The 24003-nt window shown below is 61.4% G+C and carries 26 protein-coding genes; 8 read left to right on the forward strand and 18 right to left on the reverse strand.

Going from position 1 to position 24003, the window contains the following annotated elements; all coding sequences use genetic code 11:
• Window positions 1-26: 26 nt before the first annotated feature.
• From BM152_RS07740 to ybaK, 5 genes are all read right to left on the reverse strand, one after another.
• Window positions 27-938, reverse strand: a complete 912-nt coding sequence (locus tag BM152_RS07740) for a prephenate/arogenate dehydrogenase family protein (RefSeq protein WP_414835859.1) — start codon at window positions 936-938, stop codon at window positions 27-29.
• A 16-nt stretch (window positions 939-954) separates the two neighbouring features.
• A complete protein-coding gene (gene hisC / locus BM152_RS07745; RefSeq protein WP_066607154.1) occupies window positions 955-2049 on the reverse strand; it encodes a histidinol-phosphate transaminase in 1095 nt (364 codons plus the stop codon).
• Window positions 2050-2228: 179 nt separating this feature from the next.
• Window positions 2229-2849: a 30S ribosomal protein S4 gene (gene rpsD / locus BM152_RS07750; RefSeq protein WP_066607150.1), complete on the reverse strand. Its 621-nt coding sequence runs from the start codon at window positions 2847-2849 to the stop codon at window positions 2229-2231.
• A 210-nt stretch (window positions 2850-3059) separates the two neighbouring features.
• A complete protein-coding gene (locus BM152_RS07755; protein ID WP_066607146.1) occupies window positions 3060-4121 on the reverse strand; it encodes a Hint domain-containing protein in 1062 nt (353 codons plus the stop codon).
• Between the two features lie 152 nt (window positions 4122-4273).
• Window positions 4274-4753 carry a Cys-tRNA(Pro) deacylase gene (ybaK, locus tag BM152_RS07760; protein ID WP_066607145.1) on the reverse strand — a complete coding sequence of 160 codons (480 nt, stop codon included), beginning with the start codon at window positions 4751-4753 and terminating at the stop codon, window positions 4274-4276.
• A gap of 358 nt (window positions 4754-5111) precedes the next feature.
• On the opposite strand from ybaK, the gene BM152_RS07765 reads away from it, so the two are divergent.
• The 5 genes from BM152_RS07765 to BM152_RS07785 all read left to right on the forward strand — a co-directional run bounded on the left by BM152_RS07765 (window position 5112) and on the right by BM152_RS07785 (window position 9970).
• A complete protein-coding gene (locus BM152_RS07765; protein ID WP_066607141.1) occupies window positions 5112-6161 on the forward strand; it encodes a hemin-degrading factor in 1050 nt (349 codons plus the stop codon).
• Window positions 6158-7027 carry a heme/hemin ABC transporter substrate-binding protein gene (locus BM152_RS07770; RefSeq protein WP_066607137.1) on the forward strand — a complete coding sequence of 290 codons (870 nt, stop codon included), beginning with the start codon at window positions 6158-6160 and terminating at the stop codon, window positions 7025-7027. The genes BM152_RS07765 and BM152_RS07770 overlap by 4 nt, the downstream gene beginning before the upstream one ends.
• 3 nt (window positions 7028-7030) lie before the next feature.
• Window positions 7031-8116 (forward strand): FecCD family ABC transporter permease, encoded by a 1086-nt coding sequence (locus tag BM152_RS07775; protein WP_066607134.1) that lies wholly within the window; start codon window positions 7031-7033, stop codon window positions 8114-8116.
• A 1-nt stretch (window position 8117) separates the two neighbouring features.
• Window positions 8118-8921 (forward strand): heme ABC transporter ATP-binding protein, encoded by an 804-nt coding sequence (locus tag BM152_RS07780; RefSeq protein WP_066607132.1) that lies wholly within the window; start codon window positions 8118-8120, stop codon window positions 8919-8921.
• A gap of 116 nt (window positions 8922-9037) precedes the next feature.
• Window positions 9038-9970, forward strand: a complete 933-nt coding sequence (locus BM152_RS07785; protein ID WP_066607130.1) for an MYG1 family protein — start codon at window positions 9038-9040, stop codon at window positions 9968-9970.
• Between the two features lie 104 nt (window positions 9971-10074).
• Here the strand turns inward: BM152_RS07785 and BM152_RS07790 are convergent, their stop codons facing one another.
• Complete coding sequence (locus BM152_RS07790; protein ID WP_066607379.1) at window positions 10075-11220, reverse strand: alpha-D-ribose 1-methylphosphonate 5-triphosphate diphosphatase; 1146 nt, start codon at window positions 11218-11220, stop codon at window positions 10075-10077.
• Window positions 11221-11299: 79 nt separating this feature from the next.
• Here BM152_RS07790 and BM152_RS07795 point away from each other — a divergent pair, with 79 nt between their 5' ends.
• The gene (locus tag BM152_RS07795; RefSeq protein WP_066607128.1) at window positions 11300-11983 is read left to right on the forward strand and encodes a DUF1045 domain-containing protein; all 684 of its coding nucleotides are present in this window, start codon (window positions 11300-11302) and stop codon (window positions 11981-11983) included.
• Here BM152_RS07795 and phnN read toward each other — a convergent pair.
• Genes phnN through phnG form a run of 8 tightly spaced genes read right to left on the reverse strand, consistent with a single transcriptional unit; the run spans window position 11965 to window position 17985 of the window.
• On the reverse strand, window positions 11965-12507 hold the full coding sequence (gene phnN / locus BM152_RS07800) for a phosphonate metabolism protein/1,5-bisphosphokinase (PRPP-forming) PhnN (RefSeq protein ID WP_066607127.1): 543 nt from the start codon (window positions 12505-12507) through the stop codon (window positions 11965-11967). The two genes, BM152_RS07795 and phnN, sit on opposite strands and share 19 nt — an antisense overlap.
• A gap of 3 nt (window positions 12508-12510) precedes the next feature.
• Entirely contained in the window at window positions 12511-13194 is a 684-nt protein-coding gene (gene phnL / locus BM152_RS07805) for a phosphonate C-P lyase system protein PhnL (RefSeq protein ID WP_066607123.1), read from the reverse strand.
• A gap of 4 nt (window positions 13195-13198) precedes the next feature.
• Window positions 13199-14164 (reverse strand): CorA family divalent cation transporter, encoded by a 966-nt coding sequence (locus tag BM152_RS07810; RefSeq protein ID WP_066607119.1) that lies wholly within the window; start codon window positions 14162-14164, stop codon window positions 13199-13201.
• Between the two features lie 3 nt (window positions 14165-14167).
• Window positions 14168-14938 (reverse strand): phosphonate C-P lyase system protein PhnK, encoded by a 771-nt coding sequence (gene phnK / locus BM152_RS07815; RefSeq protein WP_066607117.1) that lies wholly within the window; start codon window positions 14936-14938, stop codon window positions 14168-14170.
• The gene (locus BM152_RS07820; RefSeq protein ID WP_066607112.1) at window positions 14935-15813 is read right to left on the reverse strand and encodes an alpha-D-ribose 1-methylphosphonate 5-phosphate C-P-lyase PhnJ; all 879 of its coding nucleotides are present in this window, start codon (window positions 15811-15813) and stop codon (window positions 14935-14937) included. Before BM152_RS07820 ends, phnK begins: the two co-directional genes overlap by 4 nt.
• Window positions 15810-16922: a carbon-phosphorus lyase complex subunit gene (locus tag BM152_RS07825; protein WP_066607110.1), complete on the reverse strand. Its 1113-nt coding sequence runs from the start codon at window positions 16920-16922 to the stop codon at window positions 15810-15812. Before BM152_RS07825 ends, BM152_RS07820 begins: the two co-directional genes overlap by 4 nt.
• A complete protein-coding gene (phnH, locus tag BM152_RS07830; RefSeq protein WP_066607376.1) occupies window positions 16922-17503 on the reverse strand; it encodes a phosphonate C-P lyase system protein PhnH in 582 nt (193 codons plus the stop codon). The genes BM152_RS07825 and phnH overlap by 1 nt, the downstream gene beginning before the upstream one ends.
• Before the next feature lie 14 nt (window positions 17504-17517).
• A complete protein-coding gene (gene phnG / locus BM152_RS07835; RefSeq protein ID WP_066607107.1) occupies window positions 17518-17985 on the reverse strand; it encodes a phosphonate C-P lyase system protein PhnG in 468 nt (155 codons plus the stop codon).
• Window positions 17986-18111: 126 nt separating this feature from the next.
• Here phnG and phnF point away from each other — a divergent pair, with 126 nt between their 5' ends.
• On the forward strand, window positions 18112-18825 hold the full coding sequence (phnF, locus tag BM152_RS07840; protein ID WP_066607106.1) for a phosphonate metabolism transcriptional regulator PhnF: 714 nt from the start codon (window positions 18112-18114) through the stop codon (window positions 18823-18825).
• 101 nt (window positions 18826-18926) lie between these two features.
• Window positions 18927-20105: an alpha-D-ribose 1-methylphosphonate 5-triphosphate diphosphatase gene (locus BM152_RS07845; protein WP_066607101.1), complete on the forward strand. Its 1179-nt coding sequence runs from the start codon at window positions 18927-18929 to the stop codon at window positions 20103-20105.
• Window positions 20106-20108: 3 nt separating this feature from the next.
• On the opposite strand, the gene BM152_RS07850 is transcribed toward BM152_RS07845, so the two are convergent.
• The 4 genes from BM152_RS07850 to phnD all read right to left on the reverse strand — a co-directional run bounded on the left by BM152_RS07850 (window position 20109) and on the right by phnD (window position 23987).
• Complete coding sequence (locus BM152_RS07850) at window positions 20109-20723, reverse strand: LbetaH domain-containing protein (RefSeq protein ID WP_066607098.1); 615 nt, start codon at window positions 20721-20723, stop codon at window positions 20109-20111.
• A gap of 98 nt (window positions 20724-20821) precedes the next feature.
• Window positions 20822-22144 (reverse strand): phosphonate ABC transporter, permease protein PhnE, encoded by a 1323-nt coding sequence (gene phnE, locus BM152_RS07855; RefSeq protein ID WP_066607097.1) that lies wholly within the window; start codon window positions 22142-22144, stop codon window positions 20822-20824.
• The gene (gene phnE, locus BM152_RS07860; RefSeq protein WP_066607096.1) at window positions 22141-23016 is read right to left on the reverse strand and encodes a phosphonate ABC transporter, permease protein PhnE; all 876 of its coding nucleotides are present in this window, start codon (window positions 23014-23016) and stop codon (window positions 22141-22143) included. Before phnE (BM152_RS07860) ends, phnE (BM152_RS07855) begins: the two co-directional genes overlap by 4 nt.
• Before the next feature lie 65 nt (window positions 23017-23081).
• Window positions 23082-23987: a phosphonate ABC transporter substrate-binding protein gene (gene phnD / locus BM152_RS07865; protein ID WP_066607095.1), complete on the reverse strand. Its 906-nt coding sequence runs from the start codon at window positions 23985-23987 to the stop codon at window positions 23082-23084.
• Between the last annotated feature and the right edge of the window lie 16 nt (window positions 23988-24003).

Consider the following 24003-nt stretch of genomic DNA (forward strand, 5'->3'; position numbering starts at 1 on the left):
GCGCAGGAACAGAGGTCCGAACGGTCTTACTCGCCCTTTTTCGCCCGTCCGAAATCAGGCGCATCGGTGTCCTGCCCCGCTTCGATAATGCCGCGACGGATGGCGCGGGTGCGGGTGAAATAGTCATGAAGGTGATCGCCGTCGCCCGTGCGAATGGCGCGTTGTAGGGCAAACAACTCTTCGGTGAACCGTCCGAGAATTTCCAGCGCCGCGTCTTTGTTGGTCAGAAACACATCGCGCCACATGGTCGGGTCGGAGGCCGCAATGCGGGTGAAATCACGAAAACCGGCGGCAGAGAATTTGATGACTTCCTGATCCGTGACACGTCTCAGGTCATCGGCGACCCCCACCATCGTATAGGCGATCAAATGCGGCACATGGGACACCACGGCGCAAACCGTGTCATGATGCTCAGGTGTCATGCGCTCGGTATTTGCACCCAGAGCGGACCAGAAGGATTCGAGCTTTTCGATCTCGGCCTCATCCGCCGTCTCGGAAGGCACAATCAGGCACCAGCGGTTCTCAAACAGCTCGGCAAACCCCGCGCGCGGGCCGGAATGTTCGGTCCCTGCCATCGGGTGTGTGCCAATAAACTGGACGCCTTCGGGAATATGCGGCAGCACGGCGTCGAGCACGGATTTCTTCACCGAGCCCACATCCGTGACAATCGCCCCCGGTTTGAGCGTGGCTTCGATCTCTGCCATCACCGGCCCCATCGCACCCACAGGCACGGCCAGCACAACCAGATCCGCATCTTTCACCGCCTCGACAGCCGTGTCGCAGACCCGATCCACAAGATTGATTTCGCGCGCCGTGTCCCGGGTGGCCTGTGAGCGGGCATAACCCGTGATCTCTCCCGCCACGCCCGCACGCCGCATGGCCAAGGACATGGACCCCGCGATTAGCCCCAAACCGATCAGGGCCACGCGGTTATACATCACCTTGGACACAGCTTCATACACCGGCCTGCTCTCCGCGGAACTGACCGATCACATGGGCAACCCGACGACAGGAGGCTTCGTCCCCCACCGTGATGCGCAGACAATTCGGCAGGCCATAGCCCGCCACGCGACGCACGATGATGCCGTTTTGTTTGAGGAATTCGTCACAGGCTTCGGCTTCGGCCTGATCCTGAAACCGCGCCAGAATAAAGTTTGCACAAGACGTATCCGAAGGCACGCCCAGCTCCATCAGTGCTTCGGCCAGCCATGCCCGCAGCCGCGTGTTGTCTTCGCGGCATTTTTCTACCCAGTCGCGATCTTTCACGGCGGCTTCGGCGGCGGCCAGTTGCGGCTCCGACAGGTTGAACGGCCCACGGACTCGGTTCAGCACGTCGATGATGTCTTTCGGACCATAGCCCCAACCGACACGGACCCCGCCCAGACCGTAGATTTTCGAGAATGTCCGCGTCATCACCACATTGTCCCGCGCCTCGACCAAAGCCGCGCCGCCATCGAACCCCTCGACAAATTCGGCATAGGCCCCGTCCAGCACAAGAATCGTCTGCGTCGGCATATTCGCGGCCAGATGTGCAATGTCACGCTGGCCGATCATCGTGCCGGTCGGGTTGGCCGGATTCGCGATGAACACCAGCTTGGTGCGCTCGGTGCAGGCCGCCAGAATGGCATCCACATCCACCACACGCTCATGCTCCGGCACACAGACCGGCTGTGCCCCTGCCGCGCTGGCGGAAATTTTATACATGGAGAACCCGTGTTCGGTGTAAATCACCTCATCGCCCACGCCCGCATAGGCCTGACATAGAAAAGTGATGATCTCGTCAGAGCCCACACCGCAGATGATACGCTCGGCATCCAGCCCGTGCACTTCGGCAATTGCTTTGCGCAGGCTGGCGTGATCCGTGTTCGGATAGCGATGCAGATTATGTGCCGCCTTGGCAAAGGCTGTCTTTGCGCTTTCAGGCGCACCGAACGGGTTTTCGTTCGACGACAGCTTGATCACATTGTCGACGCCCTGCACATGGCTGGCGCCCCCCTGATACAGAGAGATGTCAAGGATGCCGGGTTGCGGTTCGATCAAACGGGTCATTAGTCCACACTCGCATAGAATTCTCCGCCTCTCTTAGCGCCGCAAGAGAGACATTGCCAGACAGATGAACACCGCATGTGCAGATGTTGCTTTAGGGCGTCGGTTTCAGCCCCCTCGCCCATGAAAAAAGGCCGCCCCAAAGGGCAGCCTTTCCTAAATCTTCGATTTTCGGCCCAGACTTAGTTCTGAGCGTAGAATTCGATGACGAGGTTCGGTTCCATCTGCACAGCGTAAGGCACATCGGAGAGGCCCGGCTTGCGCACGAAGGTTGCAACCATTTTGGAGTGATCAACGTCGATGTAATCCGGAACGTCACGCTCGGGCAGTTGCGTTGCTTCAAGCACAACAGCGAGCTGTTTGGATTTGTCGCGCACTTCGATCACGTCACCCTCTTTCACACGGTAGGAGGGGATGTTCACACGTTTGCCGTTCACGAGCACATGGCCGTGGTTCACGAACTGACGGGCAGCAAAGACAGTTGCCACGAATTTCGCACGGTAAACAACGGCGTCGAGACGGGACTCGAGCAGACCGATGAGGTTTTCACCGGTATCGCCTTTTTGACGCTCGGCGTCGGCAAAGATGCGACGGAATTGTTTCTCGGTCAGGTCACCGTAGTGGCCTTTGAGTTTTTGCTTGGCGCGCAGTTGCAGGCCGAAGTCGGACAGTTTGCCCTTGCGGCGCTGACCGTGCTGGCCGGGGCCATATTCGCGACGGTTGACCGGGGACTTCGGACGGCCCCAGATGTTTTCGCCCATACGGCGGTCGATTTTGTACTTGGCAGACGTGCGTTTGGTCACGGCTGGTCTCCTTCTAAAAATTTCGAAGGGCGTTGTCCTCTCCCCGGACGGTCTGAGCCGCTCCCCGGGTTGACAGGGTTCCTCTTGCGAGGGCCACCAACACCAATGAATACCCAGCGCACATCGCTGCACACCGGATGGCGGGCTTATACAGGCGATCCGAAGGGTGTCAAGCCACCCGCCGATCTTTTCGAAGCCGCGCCCAGCCCCTCATGCCACCTTATGCAACAGGATCGCCGTTTCCGCCGCTGTGAGCGTGCGCCGTGCGGCAGGACCGTAATCTTCGGTATGTGTGGCAAGATAGGGGAAACGCGCCAGCAGAGCCTCACGCTGGCGCGGCGACACCTCGTCCAGATCGGCAAATCCGGGGTGGAAGCTCTCCGTCTCCAGCCCGTTTGCGAAAATCACCTGATGGGCGTCAAACAACAGATGGATATAATCCAGCTCCCTGATCTGGCGCTCGACGATAATCGAGCGGTCATTCACCAAGTCCTTGGCGCAGACCAGCACTTCGTCGGCATTGAACAGGTCACGCGCCGCCTGCCCACGCAGCACCATCCGGTGCTGGGGCGAAACAATCAGATCTTCATCCGGCTCACCCATGCCCAGAGCATCTGCCCGAAAAAGGATCGGACGCAGTTGCGGCATGACATAAAGACGCGCACCCGAAATGTGCCGCTGGCCGATCCAGCGCAGCCTCTGCACCCCGTTATCCTTGGTTTGCACCCTGTCGCCTTCGCGCAAAGCCTCGACGGGACGCGGCCCTTCCGGCGTCAGAATTCTGGTTCCCGGCGTGAAACAAATCACCCCGCCAGGCTGTGCCTCCCGCGTATCCGCCTCCGCGTCCACATGGACAGAGACCACCCAGAGGTCGGTCTCCGCAGGGGGCATCTCGCCAAGGAACATCAGCAAGGGTGCTCCAAGGTCCGGCATATCGATCAAAGAGATTTCATAGCGCTTGAGGCCGTCCGTCACATCGAACCCGCCATTGAAAAGACGCGCGCGAGTCTCACCGTCCTGATAGGCGGGAGCGTCGCCCAAAGCCGCACCGATCATCCGGCGCACGGATTGCGCGGCCCGCTGATGTAGCTCAGCCAGCCCGATTGCATTCTCCAAAACGTAGACATCGCGTGCACCGTCGATACATACAGCCTCCCCCGTCCAACGCCACGTCGCGCCAACGGTCAACGCCGAAAGCGGCGCAAAGGTCAGCCCGTCAAGCTCCCCTTGCGTCCACGCGATGACAAACGTGCCTGAAAAGCCCGTCTTCATTGCCTATATGCCTGCCTAAATTCTTTTTATTACAGCGACGTTAGCACAGGCGATTCGCGCTGTTAACGCTTTTCTGGACAGGACGCGCCTTTTCAACATGCGGTTGTGTCGCCCGAAAGCCGCAGCCAGACAAGACCATCCCTCCCGAGGGCTCACAGAATCGAAATCGCCGCCACTTGTGCCCGAAGTGCGGAAACAGCAGGCACGGGGTCGAGACAGACCATCAGCCCGCGCTTGCCGCCATTGATAATCACCGGATGCTCGACCGTCAGAACCGTGTCGTCAAACAGCACCGGCACTGCTTTCTTCTGACCAAAGGGGCTGATCCCTCCGGTATGAAACCCCGTCAAACGCTCGGCCTTGGCGGGCTCCATCATCGTGGCGGATTTTCCTTTGAGTGCCTTGGCCAGTTTCTTCATCGACAGGCTCCGGTCGGACGGGATCACCGCGCAGGCCGGCTTGCCATCGAGTTCGACCATCAAGGTCTTGAACACCCGCTCCGGCGACCAGCCAATCGCCTCGGCAGCTTGCAAACCAATCGGTCCATCTCCCGCGCCATAGGGATATTCGAACACATCATAGGAAATCTTGTGCCGGTCCAGAAACCGCGTTGCGGGTGTGGCGGTGCTCATGGGAAGCCTCCTTTGTCGGCACTGGATCACAGGATGCCTGCGTTTATAACGGCGATCAAACCGGACGGAAACCATGCGTTGAACCGCGCCGAAGCCGCCGCAACAGAAAAGCAAAATCATACTTTAAAACGGCACGCATAGAAACTTGACAGAATGACTAAGGCATTATAGTCCAAACGCGACTTGCAAGCGCCGCCCTGGCTGCCAGCCTTATGTTCCGACATTTGTTTCAGGGGAAACCGCGCTGTGTCCACCGCACCCTCCCCCAACCAGTTGCCAAGGTCTTTTGACCCGAGCCAGCGCGCGGGGTTTCCTTCGTGTCCCGCGCGCCATCACTCTATCCCGTGAGGCCCACGCTATGAATAAACCCCTTTCTTCCGAAGACATCCGCCGCGCCAAGGCAGACAATACAGACAAACGCGACCGTGACCTCGCCGACAGTCTCGGCATCTCCGAAGCCGAACTTGTCGCCGCCCATGTCGGGGACACGCAGGACGGCATGACCGTCACCCGCATCGCGCACCACCCTGACGAGGTCATGCCGCGCCTGACCGCCTTGGGCGAGGTCATGTCGCTGACGCGGAATGCCTCTTGTGTGCATGAACGTGTCGGCACCTTCGAGGACTACAAATCCGGCCCCCACGCCGCGATGGTTCTCGGCAAAGAGATCGACACGCGGATTTTCCCGAAATTCTGGGCCTTCGGCTTTGCTATCGAAAATGAAACACCCAAGGGGCTACGCCGCACCTTGCAATTCTTCGACCAGTCCGGCGATGCCTTGCAAAAGATATTCCTGCGCGACACATCCAACCATGACGCATGGCAACCGCTCGTCGATGTGTTGCAGCTTGAGACCCAAAGCCCCGAAATCACCGTCGCGCCACGCCCGCCGGTTGAAGGGGCCAAGATCAATGCGGAGAAACGCGATGATCTTGTGGAAGGCTGGAAGGGTCTGACCGACACGCATCAGTTCAACCGGTTGGCCTCGAAACTCGGCATGAACCGTCTGGGCGCCTATCGTCTCGCGGGAGCGCCTTTCGTGCGCAAAATCGCGCCCTCTGCGGTGGAGGGCTTTCTCCACAAAACCTCCGAGGCGCAGCAAAAGGTGATCCTCTTTGTCGGTAATCGCGGCCATATCCAGATCCACTGGGGCACGCTCGACACGATCAAACCTATGGGCCCGTGGCTCAACGTCCTCGATCCGCGCTTCAACCTGCATCTGCGCGGCGATCATATTGCCGAGGTTTATGTCGTCGACAAACCGACGAAACGCGGCCCCGCCGTCTCGCTGGAGGCTTTCGATGCCGAGGGCGGGTTGATCTTCCAGTGTTTCGGGCAGCGCGCGGACGACACGGATGATCTGGCCCAATGGCATGACATTCTCGCCAACCTTCCGGAGGACGCATGAAACATCTGCTTTTGAGTGCCGCTCTACTGCTGTCCGCCCCTCTGGTGGCAACGGCCGAGAGCTATCCCGAGGCCCGCGCCATCGTCTCCATCGGTGGACCTGTGACCGAGATCATCTATGCCTTAGGCGAAGAGGACCGGCTTGTGGCCCGTGACACCACATCGACCTATCCCGAAGCGGTCGAGGCCCTGCCAGATGTCGGCTACATGCGCCAACTCTCCGCCGAGGGTGTGCTCTCGGTCGGCCCCGATCTGATCGTCACCCGCGACACGGCTGGCCCGCCCGAGGTGCTCGACCAGCTTCGCGCCGCCGCCATTCCCTTGGTCCCTGTGAAAGACGGGTTTTCCGAAGCCTCCGTAATTGCCGCGATCCACACGGTGGGCGAGGCTCTGGGCGTCCGTGACAAATCCGATGCGCTGGCCGCAAAGGTCCAAGCACAGTTCGAAGACCTCCACGCCGCCATTGACGCCGCCGACACTCCGCCGCGTGTGCTGTTCATCCTGTCCAATCAGGGGGGCCGCCTCAATGTCGCCGGATCGGGCACAGGAGCCGATGGGATCATCGCCCTGTCAGGGGCCGAAAATGTCATGGCGGAGGCCTATCAGGGCTACAAGATCATGAGCGACGAGGCGATCATCGCCGCCGCGCCGGATGTGATCCTGATGATGACCCGCACCGGAACGCCGGAGATGGATCACGGTCAGGACGACATCCTGTCCCTGCCCGCCATTTCGCAAACCCCTGCGGGTGAAAACGGCGCACTTGTCCGCATTGATCCGGCAGCTCTGGGCTTTGGGCCGCGCACGGCCGAATTTGCCCGCGCGTTGCATGACGCACTCCGGACCGCTACCGCAAAAAAAGGGTAAACCATGACCATCGCCGACACCCGCCCGTTCGCACAGCCCCGCCCGGTTGCCGGAGACCGCCGCGCCAAAGCCCGTGCCTTGCGCATGGCGCTGATCATCGTGCTGGGGCTGACCATGCTCATGGGGCTCGGCTGGGGGGCTGCAGGTGAAACCGATGTCATCGGCGCACTGCTTGCCAAGTTCGGCATTGGCGAGGTCAGCCGCGTGGATATGACTGTGGTCTGGGACATCCGTATGCCGCGCGTGCTCACAGGCGCATTGGTCGGCGCGGCGCTCGCCGTGGCGGGCGCGGTGATGCAGGGGCTGTTCCGCAATCCTCTAGCCGATCCGGGCCTTGTCGGCGTCTCGGCTGGCGCGGGATTCGGAGCCGTGGCCGCCATCGTTCTGGGCGGGCTTTTGCCGCTGGCGCTGCAAAACCTCGTGGGGGCCTATCTCATCCCTCTGGCGGCCTTCTCTGGCGGTTGGGTTTCCACAATTGTGCTCTACAAAATCGCCACGCGCGGCGGGCGCACCTCTGTTGCAACCATGCTTCTGGCAGGGATTGCGCTGGGGGCGCTCACCGGCGCACTCACCGGTTTCATCGTCTACAAAGCCACGGACGACCAGCTGCGCGACCTGACCTTCTGGGGCATGGGATCGGTAGCCGGTGCGACTTGGGCAAAGCTTCTGACCGCAGGGCCGATCATCGCGCTGGCCCTTGTCACGGCCCCCTTTCTGGCGCGCTCACTTGATGCTCTGGCGCTTGGCGAGGCGGTCGCCTCCCACATGGGGATCGACACGCAAAAGATGAAGCGCATCGCGATCCTGTCTGTCGCGGGCTCTGTCGGCGCATCAGTCGCCATCACCGGCGGGATCGGATTTATCGGCATCGTGGTGCCGCATCTTTTGCGGCTGATCCAAGGCCCCGAACATCGCAACCTCTTGCCCAACGCGGCCCTTCTGGGCGCAATCATGCTGTTGCTCGCGGATATGGTCAGCCGTCTGGCCGTGGCCCCGGCCGAACTGCCCATCGGCATCGTCACCGCCTGTCTGGGCGGGCCGTTCTTCCTCTGGATCCTGCTGAAAAACCGCGCCTTGCTGGAGAACTGATATGCTTGTGGCCTCCGAGATCACCGTGCAATTCGGCACGCGCAAAGTGCTGGACCGCGTCAATTTCTCCGCCCGCGCAGGCGAAGTGACGGCCATTGTCGGCCCGAACGGGTCGGGCAAAACGACACTCTTGCGGGCCATGACCGGCGAACAGGATTTCACCGGAGATGTGAGTCTCGACGGTGTGCCGCTGCATCACCTCTCCGCGCTCGACCTCGCGCAACGCCGCGCGGTGCTTCCGCAGTCGGGCAATATCGCCTTTCCCTTCACCGTGCTGGAACTGGTGCGGCTGGGCCTGACCGCAGGGCTGTCCACAGGACGCGCGGACGGGCTGGACCACCTGCCCCAAGCCGCGCTCGCAAGGGTCGGGCTGGAGGGGTTCGAAGGCCGCATGGCGCAGGAACTCTCCGGCGGGGAACGGCAGAGGGTGCAACTGGCCCGTGTTCTGGTGCAAATCTGGGAACCTGTGCTGGACGGGCATCCGCGCTGGCTCATCCTCGACGAACCGGTGTCTGCGCTGGACATCGGGCATCAGCTCACTGTGATGGAGATCGCCCGCGACTATGCGCAGCGGGGCGGCGGGGTGATTGCCGTGATGCACGACCTGAACCTGACCGCCATGTTCGCGGATCGTGTGACCTTGTTGAGCGAGGGGCAGTTGCGCGCGGACGGCACGCCCGAAGAGGTGCTCACCGATGCCGCCCTCTCCGCCAGCTATGGCTGCACCGTGCGGACCAACACGGCCCCGCCCACCGGTGGCCCGTGGATTTTGCCGCAAGCCAGCGCCGCGCATCCCGACCTCTGAGAGGCACACTCTCGCACATGGCGGCAAATGAAACGCTGCACGCCCTTCACGCTGAGGCCAAAAGACGGTAGAGGGGCTGCGCGTTTCCCTTTCATTGACACAGAGCATATCCGCCTATGACCGTTTCAGCCCCCGAGTTCCTCGTCACACATTCGGGCGGATTTCACGCCGATGAAGTCCTCTCCACCGTCATTCTGAGCCGCCTTTTCCCGAAGGCCCAAGTCATCCGCAGCCGCAGCGCTGAGTGGATCACACCGCAGGCCGACCGCGTCATCTATGATGTCGGCGGGGCCTATGATCCCGAAGTGCGGATTTTCGACCATCACCAACGTGGCGCGCCTCTGCGCGAGTCCGGCGAGCCTTACAGTTCCTTCGGGCTGATCTGGAAACATTTCGGGCTGGACTATCTGCGCAGCTTCGACATTCCCGAAGACCACCTCGCCATGGTCCACGGCTCTTTCGACGCGTCCTTTGTCCTGCCGGTCGATCTGGTCGACAATGGCGCGACAAGCCTCTCGGAAGCCGGTGTCTTTTCTTCCCTTGCCTTGCCCGGATTGATCGAAACCCTGAAACCCGTGTTCGACGACACAGGCGAAGACCGCGACACAAAAGCGTTCCACGGCGCGGTCGCCATAGCCCGCAGCTTTGTCGAAGCACGTGTCAACCGCAGCGCGGCCAAACTACGCGCCGAGGCGATGGTGATGGACGTCATCGAGAAAGCAGGAGACAGTGCGATCCTTGAACTGCCGATGGGTATGCCCTTCCGCCCCGCCGTCACGAAAGCCCAAGCCGATCACCTGCTCTTCGTCATCACCCCGCGCGGTGGCGACTGGACCATTGGCGGCATCCGCAAATATGACGAAGGCTTCGAGCAGCGCGCCGACCTTCCGGCGGCATGGGCCGGTCTGAGCGGCGCGGAACTGGAGGTCGCTTCGGGCGTCAAAGGTGCGAAATTCTGCCACAACGGGTTGTTCATTGCCGCAGCCAGCAGCCGCGAGGCGATTTTGAAAATGGCCGAACTGGCGGTTGAAAACGCCTTGAAGGACTAAGCTGTTCAGAGACTCAAGGATCAACATGCCGATGTGATCGCATCCGGTCCGATGGCCACCTTGCCCAATGGCGAGGTGGCCTGAATATACAGAAACTTTAAGCCTCAGCCCACCTGACGCCCGTGAGACCAGACACCGCGCACCACCGGCGTGCCTTCGATGCGGGCGATCCGCACCAGATCGGCATGAAGCTCCGGTGCGATCCGGCCACGGTCAGACAGCCCCACCGCCTTCGCCGGATTGGCGCTCACCGTGGCAATCGCGCGGGGCAGATCATCCCACAAATCCGCCAGCAGAATCGCCGATGACATCAGCGCCGACGGCACATAATCCGAAGACACAATGTCCAAAAGCCCGCGTTCAGCCAGATCATGCGCCGCGACATTGCCGGAGTGCGAGCCGCCGCGAATTAGGTTCGGGGCCCCCATCATGGCCGCAATGCCGTGCAGCTTACAGGCCTGCGCCGCCTCAACGGTCGTCGGGAACTCCGCCACACGCACCCCGTGCCGGCGCGATACTTCGACATGCTCGGCGGTGGTGTCGTCATGGGAGGCCAGAACCGCACCCAAACGCTTTGCCTCCGCCACGGCGACGGCTTCGTGACGTGCGCCAAATGTGTCGCGCAACTCGTAGAGGTGGTTCACATGGTCGTCGAACTCGGCATCTGTCATGCCACGTTTCTTCTGCACATAGTCCTTGAGCTTGGACAGGTCACGGAACTGCCGCTGGCCCGGCGTGTGATCCATGAGCGACACCAGCCCCACACGATCCTCCGGCCCGAACTCGGCCAATTCCTCTTCCAGCGTTTCCGAACACACCTCGGCCCGCAGATGCAGAAAATGGCTGATTTTCAAAGCGCCAAGATCGCGCAGATGCATCAACTCGTGCGACAGGCTGCGGGCATATTTGTGATAGCCTGCATCGCCTTTCTGGCGGTGGATGGACCCCGCACGCATGGCGTCGAACACGGTGGTGATGCCCACAGAGGCCAGTTCCGCATCATGGGCAAGAATCGCGGCTTGATGCGGCCAGTCCACCTTCGGGCGCGGCTCGATGTGGCGTTCGAGATTGTCCGTGTGCAACTCGATGAGGCCGGGGATCACCAGATCGCCCTCCACATCCACCGCACCGGCCACCGCCGTGCCGCCCGTGCTCACATCCTTGATGATGCCGCCTTCCACGCGCAGCGTTCCAGTCAGCACCTCCGTCTCCAGAACGATCCGGGCATTGGTCAGTGTAAAATCTGTCATCGTCTTGTCCTTGTCAGAAGGCCCGCTCTGCCCGAGAATTGTCACACGCATGTGACACAGGAGCGCTAAGAGCAGCAGCATGGAAGAATTTAAAAGATATGCGGTCTATTACGCCCCGCCGCCGGGAGAATTCGGCACGTTTTGCGCGCAATGGCTGGGCTGGGACGCCGCCGCAGGTGTTGAACGGACGCATCCCGACATTGACGGTCTGCCCCGCCCTGTGCGCGACATCACCGCCACGCCACGCAAATACGGGTTTCACGGCACGTTGAAGCCGCCGTTTCGCCTGACCGGCACCCGCGCGGCTCTGGAGGCCGATCTGGAAACATTCGCCGCCCGCCATGCCCCTGTCACCCTCGACGGGCTGACGCTGACACGGATCGGCAGCTTTCTGGCGCTCACGCCCACGGGCAATCTCGCGGCGCTGGAGTCCCTTGCCGGAGAGATCGTCACCGCGCTCGACCCACATCGCGCACCACTCACAGACGCCGATATGGCGCGACGCCGCGCAGCGGGGCTGACAGAGCGGCAGGACGCGCTGTTGCGGCAATGGGGCTACCCCTATGTGATGGAGGAATTCCGTTTCCACCTCACGCTCACTGGCAAGCTCGCAGAGACCGAAGCCGAAGCGGTCAAAGCCGCGCTCAACCCCGTTCTCACGCCGCTCTTGCCCGTGCCTTTCGACATCCGCGAATTGTGCCTTTTTGGCGAGGCCGAAGACGGGCGGTTCCACCTGTTGCACCGCTACACCCTCTCCGGCTGAAGCGCGGCGAGAAAGGCCCCCACCGCCGCCTCCAATGCCCCGTCATTTTCCACACGCCGCACGGGCAAGCCCGGCGCGATGTCATATTCGGCCCGCGCCAGTCGCTTTTCGATTTCCTCGCGGCTCTCCCGCCCCCGCGCCGCAAGCCGTGTTGCCAGCACCTCCGGCGAGGCGGCAATCAGGATCACACCCATGTTCGGATAAAGCGCATAGGCTTCCGGCAGGATCGCGCGCGAGCCGTTGAACAACACATCGCGCCCTTCGTTCAGCGCGGTCTCGATCGAGATGGGCACACCATATTTGAGACCATGCGCTTCCCAGTGCAGCGCAAACTCTCCGGCCTCCAGACGCCGGTCGAACTCTTCGACCGTGACGCCCTCGAACTCTTCACCACCGGCTTCGGTCGGACGGGTGATAACCCGTCTCGCCACCGCAATATCCCGCCGCCGCTCTATCGCCGCTTCGATCAACGTATCTTTGCCGGCGCCCGAAGGCCCGACCACCGCATAAAGACGCCCCACCATCGCTCAAGCCACCTTGGCCGGTGTGAAGGCAGAGACGTTGATCTCCCGATCCGCCACGCGGTCGCGGGCGGGGGCATCGTGGAAAATCCCGATGATCGCCGCGCCGCGCGTCTTGGCCTCTTCGATCAGGCTCAACACCGTTTCGCGGTTGGTGGCGTCCAATGAAGCGGTCGGCTCGTCCAGAAGCATCGCCGGATAGTCATGAGCAAAACCGCGGGCAATGTTGACGCGCTGCTGTTCTCCGCCGGAGAATGTCGTGGGCGACAGGCCCCAGAGCGTTTCGGGGATGTTGAGACGACTTAACAGATCGCGGGCGCGCGCAAAGGCCACGTCTTTCGCCACACCGACGCTCAAAAGCGGTTCGGCGACGACCTCCAATGTCGGCACGCGCGGCACAACCCGCAAAAATTGCGAGACATAGCCCAAGGTGGCCCGCCGCAAGGCGATGATCTCACGCGGTTCGGCATTAGCCACATCCGTGTCCCCGGTCCAGATGTGACCGGATGCCGAGAGATAATTGCCATAGATCATCCGCATCAGCGTCGATTTGCCCGCGCCGGAATTGCCCGTGAGCGCCACACATTCTCCGGCACCGACCTCGAATGTGGCCCCGTCCATGACCGGAATGACTGCCGCGCCCTGATTGTGCAGCGTGAAGGATTTGGAAACGTTGTCGATCTTGATCATCGGATTACAGCCATTTTTTCCATTTCGAGAGAAGATAAGTGCCAAGCGCCGAACCGATCATCAGGACGGTCGCAATCAGATAGCCATAGGGGTGGTCGAGCCCCGGAATGAACGGAAAGTTCATGCCATAGACCGAAGCCACCAGCGTCGGCGGCAGGAACAGAACCGCCACGACCGAGAGGATACGGCTCGCCACACTTTGTTCGAGATTGATGAGGCCGAGCGTCACATCGGTCAGTTGCGCGATCCGGCTGGACAGGAAATCGCCATGCACCGCAAGCGCCTGACAATCCTTGACCTGCGCCTTGAGAACCTCGCGCAGCCCCTTTTCCTTGTCGCTCTCAAGTCCGAGACCGAAACTCGACAGCGCCCGCTCAACAGTCAGAAGCGCGTGGCGATACTTGGCCACCTGTTCGCTTTGCCGCCCCAGCGCACGCAAGGTATCGGCCAGTTCGTCGCCACGCGGTTCGGGATCGCGAAAAGCGACATGTGATTGCTGGTCCAGCGCCTCGCCCACCCCTTCCAGAAGGTCGGCAATGCGGGCGACGATTTCCTCGATGAGACCCAAGAACACCCGCCTGCGTCCCGAATAGCCCGCGCTCGACTGTCCGGCATGGGCGGCAAAGGTCTCGAACGGGCGCGGCGTGTGGTAGCGCACGGTGAACAGGCGCTCCGGCGTGATCAGAAAGGCGACGGGGCCGAACGTCGGCTCTTTGTGCTTGTCCAATCCCGGCAAGACGATGGTCAGAACCTCGGTATTGCCGTCGCGGTAAAGCCGGTTCGAGACTTCGATCTCCTGCATGTCCGCAAGCGTCGGCACGGAAATACCAAGCGCCTCGACCGCCGCGACCTGCGCCGGTTGCGGGCTGAGCAGATCGACCCACAACGCGGCTCTGAGTTCATCACTCGGATCACCGCCGCCGGGCACGCGCTCAAGACCGGTTTCGCTGGGACGATAGGCGAAAATCATGTCTCAGACCTGCAAGACAGAAGAGACAAGAAGCTGGGTATAGGCATGTTGCGGGTCATCAAGCACCTGATCCGTGAGGCCTGTTTCGACAACATGGCCGGATTTCATTACCATCAGACGATCCGCCAAAAGCCGCACCACGGCAAGGTCATGGGTCACGATAATCGCGGACAGGCCCATTTCACGCACCAAACCACGCAAAAGATCGAGCAGACGCGCCTGCACCGAGACATCCAGCCCGCCGGTCGGCTCGTCCATAAAGACAAGCCGCGGCCCCGTGACGAGGTTGCGTGCGATTTGCAGCCGCTGCTGCATCCCGCCGGAAAAGGCCGAGGGCGGATCGTCCATCCTGTCCTCATCAATCTCGACACGACCAAGCCAGTCCACCGCCTGTTCGCGGATCTGCCCGTAATGCCGCGCGCCGACCGCCATGAGGCGTTCGCCCACATTGCCCCCCGCAGAGACCCCCATGCGCAGCCCGTCGCGGGCGTGCTGGTGGACAAAGGCCCAATCCGTGCGCGACAACATCCGGCGCTCCGGCTCGGACATGGTCAGCGTATCGACCATGCCGCGCGTGCGGGTGTCGAACAGAACCTGCCCGCCATCAGGCGGCAGATGTCCGGCCATGCAATTCAAAAGAGTCGACTTGCCGGAGCCGGATTCGCCCACGATCCCCATGACCTCGCCGGGGTAGAGATCAAAGGACACATCGGTGCACCCGATCCGCCCGCCATAGGTTTTGCGCACATCTTTGACAGAAAGAAGCGGGGTCATTGCGCGGCCTCCTCGGCAAGCGTTTCAGGGGGAGAGAGACGCCCGCGATGGCCCAAAGCCTGCCGCTCGGCGCAATAATCCGTGTCGGAACAGACAAACATCCGCCCGCCATCGTCATCGACGATCACCTCGTCCAGATAGGTATGTTCCGCCCCGCACAGATCGCAAGGATGCTCGGCTTTCGACGGGTCGAACGGGTGGTCTTCGAAATCCAGCGAGACAACTTTGGTATAGGGCGGCACCGCATAGATGCGCTGTTCACGCCCCGCACCAAAAAGCTGGATCGCCGCCATGTCCATCTTCGGATTGTCGAATTTCGGGATGGGCGACGGGTCCATCACATAGCGCCCCTCGACCTTCACCGGATAGGCATATGAGGTGGCGATATGGCCGTGTTTGGCGATGTCCTCATAAAGTTTCACATGCATCAACCCGTATTCCTCAAGCGCATGCATCTTGCGCGTCTCGGTCTCGCGCGGCTCCAGAAAGCGCAGTGGCTCCGGGATCGGCACCTGATAGACAAGGATCTGCCCCTCCGCGAGCGGCTCCTCGGGGATGCGGTGGCGGGTCTGGATCACCGTGGCGGCGCGGGTTTTCTCCGTCACAGCAATGCCAGCGGTCTTCTCGAAAAACTTGCGGATCGACACGGCGTTCGTGGTGTCGTCGGCCCCTTGGTCAATGACCTTGAGCGTATCCTCCGGCATCAGGCAGGCGGCAGACACCTGTACGCCGCCGGTCCCCCACCCGTAGGGCATGGGCATTTCACGCGAGGCAAACGGCACCTGATAGCCCGGCACGGCGATGCCTTTGAGGATCGCACGGCGGATCATCCGTTTGGTCTGTTCATCGAGATAGGCGAAATTATAGTCGCTCATTGTGCCGCCTCCTGCGCACTGTCCTGCGCCTGTCCGGCGGCGATCTCCGCCCGCATCTTGCGGACCAGTTCCATCTCCGACTGGAAATCCACATAATGCGGCAGTTTGATATGTTCGAGAAATCCGGTCGCCTGAATGTTGTCGCAGTGATAGAGGACAAATTCCTCGTCATGCGCGGGCGAGTTCGACACTTCGACACCCAGCTCCTTGCTGCGCAGCGAGCGGTCCACCAAGGCCATGGAAATCGCCTTGCGCTCCGTCTGGCCAAAGGTCAGCCCGTAGCCCCGCGTGAATTGTGGCGGCTCCACCTTCGAGCCTGCGAATTTGTTCACCGTCTCGCATTCGGTCAGTTCGACCTCGCCGATCTCGATGGCAAATCCCAGTTCGGGAATGTCCATCTCCACCGCGACCCGTCCGATGCGCAACTCGCCCACAAAGGCATGGCTGTTGCCATAGCCGCGCTGGGTCGAATAGGCCATCGAGAGGATAAACCCCTCGTCGCCCCGCGTGAGCGCCTGAAGCCGCAGCGCACGGTTTGCGGGCAGTTCCAGCGGCTCGCGGGTCAGATCCGGCGGGGTTTGCTCGCCCGAAACCTCACCCTGCGCTTCGCTCTGGATCAGCCCCTCTTTGTTGAGAAAGCTCGTGACATGCGGCGTCGGTTCCTGTCGCGGGTCGGCCTTGGCCGCCTCGGGCACCTCCCCTTCCGCCATCAGTTTGAAATCCAGCAAACGGTGCGTGTAGTCGAAGGTCGCGCCAAGCACCTGCCCGCCGGGAACATCCTTGAACGTCGCAGACACGCGCCGGTCACAGGCCATCACGCCGGTCTCCACCGGACGCGAATGTCCGATCCGTGGCAGGGTCGTGCGATAGGCGCGGATCAGGAAAATCGCCTCGATCAGATCGCCCCGCGATTGTTTGATCGCAAGCGCGGCCAGATCGGGATCATAAAGCGAGCCCTCTGTCATCACCCGATTGACCGCCAGCGCAAGCTGCTCACGGATTTGTGCCACGTCGAGTTCCGCAACCTCGGGATCCCCGCGCCGCTCCTCGGCCAGCCACGCATGTGCATTGTCGATGGCACGCTCGCCACCTTTTACCGCCACATACATCAGTTGGTCTCCATCATGTCAGACACCTGCGTGCTGCGCGGCAGACCGGCGATCTGCGTGCCGGAGGTGAAGTAGAAATCAAGCCCGAGCGGAAAGAGCGCGGCGTTCATCCGGAACGGGTCCAGCGCAGGCAGGGACAGGCTGGCGACCGTCTTGATCCCCGGCCCCGTGAGCTGCGCACCGTGTTGGTGGAGCGCATCCGTTTCGACAATCAGCGTGGTGGAGCGGTCGGGATATTCCGCCGTGCCAATCGGGAACTCCGTCACCGGCAGCAAGGCCTCCCATGTGCCCAGCGCGAACATGGCCTCGGCAGGCGCGACAATCGGCGCACCGATCTGGAACGCGATCCAGTCGCGGATTTCTGCCGTGTCATGCGCGCCGCTCAGGTAAAGCGGCGTCTCCGGATCGCACAGCGTCAGAAGCAGCGTTGCCGCCGCCTCGGACATTGGCGCGGGCGCTTTGCCGCCTGTGATCTCATGGATCGAACCGGGACGCGCCAGTGCCTCCAATGCGGCCCGAAAGGCCCGCGCGGCATCTTGTGGCGGGGCCTCAAAGGCACCGATCAGACTTTGTTCGTTCATATGTTTTTCCGGCATCAGTCTTCCCCTCTCACCATGGTGAAGAAATCCACCTTCGTCGCGGCAGCTTTCGCCGCGCGGGTCTCGCGCACGTCTGTCTGTGCCGCCTCCAGCGGGGCGAGCACCGTCTCTTGCAACTCAGCGGCACGCGGGCCTTGCATCAGTGCATCCATCAACGCGGCCTGCTCTGCCTGCCGCTTGTCACGCCCTTGCACATAACCGTGTCCGACCTCCCCGCTCTCCAACCGCAAAGCGCAGCGCGTGACGGTCATCTCGCCAAGGTTGAACGGCGCGCCCGTGCCGCCCATGCGACCGCGCACCATAACGCCCCCCACCTCGGGACGGCGCAACCATTCGAACTCTGGCAGGTTTTCCAATCGGCCAATCAACCCGGCCAACTGTGCCGCGTCGGATTTGGCCAAAAGCCCCATCCACGCCTTGCGGGCCTCTTGATCTGGGGACAGCGGGCTATCCGGTTTTCCCATGCGCTTCATCTTTCTCATCTAGACAGCTTGCGGAGTTGTCTAAACTCCTATACAACTAGACAAATCATGGCCGATCCACAACGACTCGGCAAGGAATAATTCATGAAACTTTGGTGACGCCGCCCCATGCCTCGCACACCCGTCTGGAAATCCATCGCGGAAACGCTCTCCGAAGAAATCGCCAAGGGCCACTACCGGCCCGGTGACAAACTGCCGACCGAGGCCGAGCTTTCCGCACGGTTTGGGGTCAATCGTCACACAGTGCGCCATGCGCTCTCCGACCTGACAGAACGCGGCATCACCCGCTCCCGCCGTGGCGCGGGCGTCTTTGTCCAATCGGCTCCCGTGGACTATCCACTGGGCAAACGTGTGCGTTTTCACCAGAACATCCGCGCCACAGGTCGGTTGCCGCACAAGAAAGTGCTCCGGATCGAAACCCGCCCCTGCGACAAGGCCGAAGCAGAGGCGCTGCAACTGGCCGAAGGCGCCCCCGTTTTGGTCTATGAAGGACTTTCCCTCTCCGGAGACGCCCCCGTCGCACATTTCATTTCGATCTTTCCGGAAAGCCGCACCACGGGCCTCAAAGACGCCTTCACCGAGATCAGCTCTGTCACCAACGCGCTCAAATCCATCGGCATCGAAGACTACCTGCGATCAGAGACCCGCGTAAGCGCCGAACGCGCCACGGCGACACAGGCGCTCCACCTCGGCCTGCGCGAGGGCGATCCTCTGTTGCGCACGGTGAGTCTCAACACCACTGTTGACGGCGTGCCGATTGAGCGCGGGATGACATGGTTTGCGGGAGAGCGGGTCACGCTGACGGTTACACCGGATGACTGAAATCCGCCTGTGAAAAAAGTCAAACGTCACGCGGACGATACAATGTCTGGGTAGAACATCTGACACAGGCAATACGCCACAGATTTTGCGCAGGTATCCAGATGGCCCTCCTTCCGCCGCTCAGCTTCACCGGTGCCTCCGTCCTTACGGAGAACACACTCCGCCCGCAGACCCTCAGCATTGAGGACGGCTATATCACCCGTGGCCGCTTTCCGTCGGTGGACCTCTCCGGCTATCTGATCCTGCCCGGTATCATCGACCTGCATGGCGACGCTTTCGAACGCCATATCGCCCCTCGCCCGCGCGCGCCCTTTCCGATCCGTTCCGGTCTCGCCTCCGCCGCCCGTGACGCCGCCGCGCATGGGGTGACGACCGCATGGTTTGCGCAATGCTGGAGTTGGGAAGGCGGGTTGCGTGGACCCGATTATGCCGAGGAACTGCTCGCCGAGATGCAGGCCTTTGAAGCCCATGCGCCGATCGACATTCGCCTGCAAATCCGCTGCGAAACCCATATGATCGACAGCCGCGACCGGCTTGTGGCGGCGATCCGGCGCTTTGGCGTCGACTATGTGATCTTCAACAACCACCTGCCGGAAGCCATCGAGATCGCCAAGAAAGACCCGCTGGAATTTGCAGCATGGGCCAAGCGTGGCGGGCGCACACCGGAAGAATTCATCAAGCTTCTGCGTGACGCCAAAGACCGCAAACATGAGGTCCCGCGCCATCTCTGCGCCCTGTCCGCCGCCTTCGACACGCTGGGCGTCACCTATGGCAGCCATGATGATCCGGACGCGGAAACCCGCGAGGAGTTCCGTATTCTGGGCGCGCGCGTGGCCGAGTTTCCGATCTCCGAAAAAGCCGCCGCCGCCGCCAAGGCGATGGATGATCCGGTCCTGATGGGCGCTCCGAATGTGGCGCGTGGCGGGTCGCAATCAGGCAATATTTCCGCGCAGAAACTGATCGAACGCGGGCTCTGCGATGCGCTGGTCTCCGACTACCACTACCCCGCCCTGAGTGCCGCCGCATGGACGCTTGTCGACAAGGGCGTCTGCAATCTGCCGACAGCATGGGCGATGATCTCGACCACCCCCGCCCGCATCATGAAACTGTCGGATCGGGGCTGTCTGGAGCGGGATAAACGTGCGGATTTCGTGATCATCAACCAGACCACCCGCGAGATTGAAGCCACCGTCGCCGGCGGTCGCATCGCCTATATGAGCGGGCAGGCCGGACAAAGACTGGCACAGGCCGATCACCGGATGTCTCTCGCGGCGGAGTGAGAATCACTCGTATTTGTCGAGAAAGGCTTCTGCCTCAAGGGCGCGAAAATCTGCAAGCGCCTCCCTGAGCCGCGCGTGATCCCAATCCCACCACGCCAACGCCTCCATACGTGCCCCGATCCCCTCCCCGAAGCGCGGACGCATGGGCTGCGCAGGCACACCGGAAACGATCATGTAAGCGGGCACATCCTTGGTCACCACCGCCCCTGCAGCAACAATCGCCCCATTGCCGATTGTGACCTCCGGCTTGATCACCGCACCATGTCCGATCCATGTGTCATGCCCGATCACCGTGCGCCGCGCCGTGCGCTGTTCGAAAAAGGCGGGGTCATCCTCGGCATCCTCCCAGTAATAGGAGGAACGATAAAGAAAGTGATGCAGGGAGGCGTTCCGATACGGGTGATCCGTCGGCCCGATCCGCGTGAAGGCCGCGATATTGGCAAACTTCCCCACAGTGGTGTTGGCGATATCGGCATATTGGTCGCAATAGGCGTAATCGAGAAACTCCGAGTTCAGCACCCGCGCGCCCTTGCCCACTTCGCAATAGCGCCCGAAAGTCGCGGACGCGATCTCTGCGCCCTCATGGATCAACGGGTCCGTGGCACTCAGTTTCGGCATGGTTCACCTGTTTGCAATTCCGGACCGCCTCCGGCGGGAGTATTTCGAGCACAAAGGAGACGCGGACACAATTGCCGTTTCCTTTGTGCCCAAAATACTCAATCCCCCTTGATCAACTTGCGCCGCAGCCAGCCGGAGAAGCTGTCCATCGCCATCACGAGAAGCACCACAAGCACGATATAATAGGTGACTTCTTCCCAATCCTTGTGGGTGTTCATGGCCTGGGTCAGCAAAAGCCCGATACCCCCGCCCGTGATCGCGCCGATGATGGTGGCGGAGCGGGTGTTGGATTCGAGGAAATAGAGCACCTGTGACAGAAGCACGGGCACGATTTGCGGGATCACGCCAAAGCGGTAGCGTTGCAGGGGCTTGGCACCGGTGGACTGGATGCCTTCGATCTGTTTGTTGTCGACATTTTCCAGCGCCTCGGAGAAGAGCTTGCCGAAAGAGCCGGTGTCCGTGAGCAGGATCGCCAGCGCGCCGGTCATCGGACCGGGGCCGAAGGCGCGGGACAGAAGGATGGTCCAGATCAACCCGTCCACACCGCGCAGGAAATCGAACACCCGCCGCGCCGCCATCCGCACCACGAGCAAGGGCGCAAAGTTGCGTGCCGCGAGAAAGGCCAGAGGCAGGGCGATCATCGCCGCGCCGAATGTGCCAAGGAAGGCCATCAGGACCGTTTCGAACAGGGCCCAAGCGGTATCGCCGTGACGCCACATGCCGTTGTTCCAGAAGTCTTGCCACGCGCCGACCGGATTGGATCGCGTCGGATCAATGCGCGGGCCAAAGAAGATCTCGGCAAAGCTTTGATCGTAATAAGGGCTGTCGAGCGTGAACCAGAACAGTTCCCAGCCATAGTCATAGACGAAGACCTCGGTGCGCGTTTTGGTGAGCGTCAGCCGCGCCACATCTGTGGTGATGGACACGCGCGCGCTCGACCAGTTGATCCAGTCGGGCAGGTCATTCGTGTCGAGGTTCAGCGTCACCCCGTCGGTGCGGGTCTGCGTCGCCGCGATCAGACCGAAGCCCGGCACATCAAAGCGCACGAGGTCGCCGTCGATCACGATGGAGCCGCCCTGTTCCAGCGCAATGGTGGCCGTGTCATCGCCCACCTCGACCCATTCGGGATAATTCGTCGCGTCGTAGGTACCTTTGCGCTCCCCTTCGACAGAGACCGCAATGCCCCCGCGCCGGTTGTTGCGCTCCACCACGGTTTTATAACTGTAGGCATCCGAGATCATCTTGGAGGCATTGTCCCAGCGTGCCCGCTCGGCGAGGCCCAAAATGTCAAAGGCAAAGAAGATATAGGTGCAATAGGCGAGGATCACCGCAGGCAGGGCGAAGGAGAACAGGCGCTTGCGGGCAATGAGCTTGACCGCTTGGTCGCGCAGGTCGGTGTGGCTGTCGGCGGCGAGGGTCATTGGGACACTCCCTTCTTGGAACCATGTGTGAGGTGATTGCGCACAACCGAGGACAGTTGGTCAAAGAACACAATACTCAGGAACAACAGGATAAAGACCGCAGCGGCTTCGTCGAACTTGCCCTGCCCCCATGAGATTGCGTTTTTCAGCTCGTAACCGATGCCGCCTGCGCCGACGAAACCGAGGATTGCGGAGGCGCGGATGTTGATCTCGAAACGCAAAAGCGCATAGGAAAACCAGTTCGGCGCGACCTGTGGCAATAGCGCGAGGACCATGCGCTGGAACCATGTAGCCCCGACCGAAGCCAACCCTTCGAGCGGCTTCAAATCGGCATTTTCATTGACCTCGGAGAACAGCTTGCCCAGCGCACCGATGGTATGCAGGGCGATGGCAATGGCGGCCGGAACGGGCCCGCCACCCAGAACGTAGATCAGAACCAGAGCGGTCACGATCTCGGGGATCGCGCGCATCAGGTCCATGATCCGGCGAAAGACCGGAATGAGACGCGGCCAGGGGGCCAGCCCCCGCGTGGACAGAAGCGACAGGACAACCGCACCAAACCCGCCCGTCAGCGTGGCGATGGCGGCGATGTTGATGGTCTCGATCAGGGCCGGAAACGCATTGGCCAGATGGTCGGGCATATTGGCGCGTTTCTCCCATGCCTCCTGCACCACCTCGGCGGGAAAGTCGAAGATTTGCGGCAGGCCGGGCAGAAACCCGCCCGCGTTGCGTTCGTTGGCGATGCCAAATCCCGAGGCCAGAAGCAGGACAAAGACCAGCAACATGAGCCCGCCATAGAGCCGACGCTGGCGCGTGAGCGCAAGATAATGGTCACGGGTCACGTCCAGCGACGTGGCGTTCATATCGGTCATGTGGGTGGTCCTTGCGAAGAAAAACCCCCGCGCAGGAAAGCGCGAGGGCCGGTATCAAATCGAAATCAGTTGGCTTTCGACAGACGCGCCGCGACGATGGATTCATACATCTCGTGAGTCACCGGACGGAAACCCAGACTTTCGCCTGCAGTCACACCATAAGCACATTCCGCATCAGTCTCGTAAAGACCGTCCATGAGCGCCGTCATGGTCGTCTTCACGTCATCAGGCAGAGCCGTGCGCAAAACAATCGGGCCTTCGGGGATCGGCTTGGAGCGCCAGATTTCCACAAGGTCGTTCATGTCCACAAGACCCGCGTCCACGGCTTTGCGCAGGGCGCCATTGTTATACCCGTCTTCCCATTCACCCTGACCATCAGCCCAAGTCACACCGGCGTCAATGTCGCCATTGTTCACCGCCACGATGGTTTGCTCATGGCCACCCACAAAGGTCACATCGCCAAAATAGTCGCCCGGTTCCATAGTGATACCGCCTTTATACTGCGGGATCTCGATGGAGGGGATCAGGTAGCCGGAGGTGGAGTTCGGATCGCCGAAACCGAAGACCTTGCCTTCCATATCGTCGAGGCTCGTAATGCCGCTGTCCTTGCGGGCAAAGCCGATGGAGTGATAGCCGATGGTGCCGTCGAGGTTCACTTTGATGAGCACCGGTTCAACCGCCTCGGGGTTCTGGATGTAGACACCCGCATAGGCGGACGACCCGAGCCATGCCATGTCGATGGAACCGCCCAGAAGGCCCTGCATCACACCGTTATAGTCGGCCGGTGCAAACATCTTCACCGGAACGCCCAGCGCCTCTTCAACGTAGCCGCCAAGACATTCATAGGCGTTCAGACGGTCCTGCGCGTTTTCGCCGCCCAGAATGCCGATGTTGAATTCTTTGATCTCTTGCGCCTGAGCAGCACCGACAAGCGCGGTGGTGGTCAAAGCAGCAGCAAGCAGTTTCTTCATCGTAAGTCTCCGTGTT

The organism is Celeribacter halophilus, from assembly GCF_900114135.1.
GTDB lineage: Bacteria > Pseudomonadota > Alphaproteobacteria > Rhodobacterales > Rhodobacteraceae > Celeribacter > Celeribacter halophilus.

What these genes read in the sequence shown, in the direction of transcription:
- BM152_RS07825 (WP_066607110.1), bottom strand. Translation starts at nt 16,922, where the DNA reads ATGTATGTGGCGGTAAAAGGTGGCGAGCGTGCCATCGACAATGCACAT.
- BM152_RS07795 (WP_066607128.1), top strand. Translation starts at nt 11,300, where the DNA reads ATGGAAGAATTTAAAAGATATGCGGTCTATTACGCCCCGCCGCCGGGA.
- phnF (WP_066607106.1), top strand. Translation starts at nt 18,112, where the DNA reads ATGCCTCGCACACCCGTCTGGAAATCCATCGCGGAAACGCTCTCCGAA.
- hisC (WP_066607154.1), bottom strand. Translation starts at nt 2,049, where the DNA reads ATGACCCGTTTGATCGAACCGCAACCCGGCATCCTTGACATCTCTCTG.
- phnL (WP_066607123.1), bottom strand. Translation starts at nt 13,194, where the DNA reads ATGATCAAGATCGACAACGTTTCCAAATCCTTCACGCTGCACAATCAG.
- BM152_RS07790 (WP_066607379.1), bottom strand. Translation starts at nt 11,220, where the DNA reads ATGACAGATTTTACACTGACCAATGCCCGGATCGTTCTGGAGACGGAG.
- phnH (WP_066607376.1), bottom strand. Translation starts at nt 17,503, where the DNA reads ATGAACGAACAAAGTCTGATCGGTGCCTTTGAGGCCCCGCCACAAGAT.
- BM152_RS07740 (WP_414835859.1), bottom strand. Translation starts at nt 938, where the DNA reads ATGTATAACCGCGTGGCCCTGATCGGTTTGGGGCTAATCGCGGGGTCC.
- BM152_RS07770 (WP_066607137.1), top strand. Translation starts at nt 6,158, where the DNA reads ATGAAACATCTGCTTTTGAGTGCCGCTCTACTGCTGTCCGCCCCTCTG.
- BM152_RS07850 (WP_066607098.1), bottom strand. Translation starts at nt 20,723, where the DNA reads ATGCCGAAACTGAGTGCCACGGACCCGTTGATCCATGAGGGCGCAGAG.
- BM152_RS07810 (WP_066607119.1), bottom strand. Translation starts at nt 14,164, where the DNA reads ATGATTTTCGCCTATCGTCCCAGCGAAACCGGTCTTGAGCGCGTGCCC.
- BM152_RS07780 (WP_066607132.1), top strand. Translation starts at nt 8,118, where the DNA reads ATGCTTGTGGCCTCCGAGATCACCGTGCAATTCGGCACGCGCAAAGTG.
- BM152_RS07785 (WP_066607130.1), top strand. Translation starts at nt 9,038, where the DNA reads ATGACCGTTTCAGCCCCCGAGTTCCTCGTCACACATTCGGGCGGATTT.
- phnD (WP_066607095.1), bottom strand. Translation starts at nt 23,987, where the DNA reads ATGAAGAAACTGCTTGCTGCTGCTTTGACCACCACCGCGCTTGTCGGT.
- phnN (WP_066607127.1), bottom strand. Translation starts at nt 12,507, where the DNA reads ATGGTGGGGCGTCTTTATGCGGTGGTCGGGCCTTCGGGCGCCGGCAAA.
- BM152_RS07755 (WP_066607146.1), bottom strand. Translation starts at nt 4,121, where the DNA reads ATGAAGACGGGCTTTTCAGGCACGTTTGTCATCGCGTGGACGCAAGGG.
- phnG (WP_066607107.1), bottom strand. Translation starts at nt 17,985, where the DNA reads ATGGGAAAACCGGATAGCCCGCTGTCCCCAGATCAAGAGGCCCGCAAG.
- phnK (WP_066607117.1), bottom strand. Translation starts at nt 14,938, where the DNA reads ATGACCCCGCTTCTTTCTGTCAAAGATGTGCGCAAAACCTATGGCGGG.
- phnE (WP_066607096.1), bottom strand. Translation starts at nt 23,016, where the DNA reads ATGACCGATATGAACGCCACGTCGCTGGACGTGACCCGTGACCATTAT.
- BM152_RS07765 (WP_066607141.1), top strand. Translation starts at nt 5,112, where the DNA reads ATGAATAAACCCCTTTCTTCCGAAGACATCCGCCGCGCCAAGGCAGAC.
- BM152_RS07775 (WP_066607134.1), top strand. Translation starts at nt 7,031, where the DNA reads ATGACCATCGCCGACACCCGCCCGTTCGCACAGCCCCGCCCGGTTGCC.
- phnE (WP_066607097.1), bottom strand. Translation starts at nt 22,144, where the DNA reads ATGACCCTCGCCGCCGACAGCCACACCGACCTGCGCGACCAAGCGGTC.
- BM152_RS07845 (WP_066607101.1), top strand. Translation starts at nt 18,927, where the DNA reads ATGGCCCTCCTTCCGCCGCTCAGCTTCACCGGTGCCTCCGTCCTTACG.
- BM152_RS07820 (WP_066607112.1), bottom strand. Translation starts at nt 15,813, where the DNA reads ATGAGCGACTATAATTTCGCCTATCTCGATGAACAGACCAAACGGATG.
- ybaK (WP_066607145.1), bottom strand. Translation starts at nt 4,753, where the DNA reads ATGAGCACCGCCACACCCGCAACGCGGTTTCTGGACCGGCACAAGATT.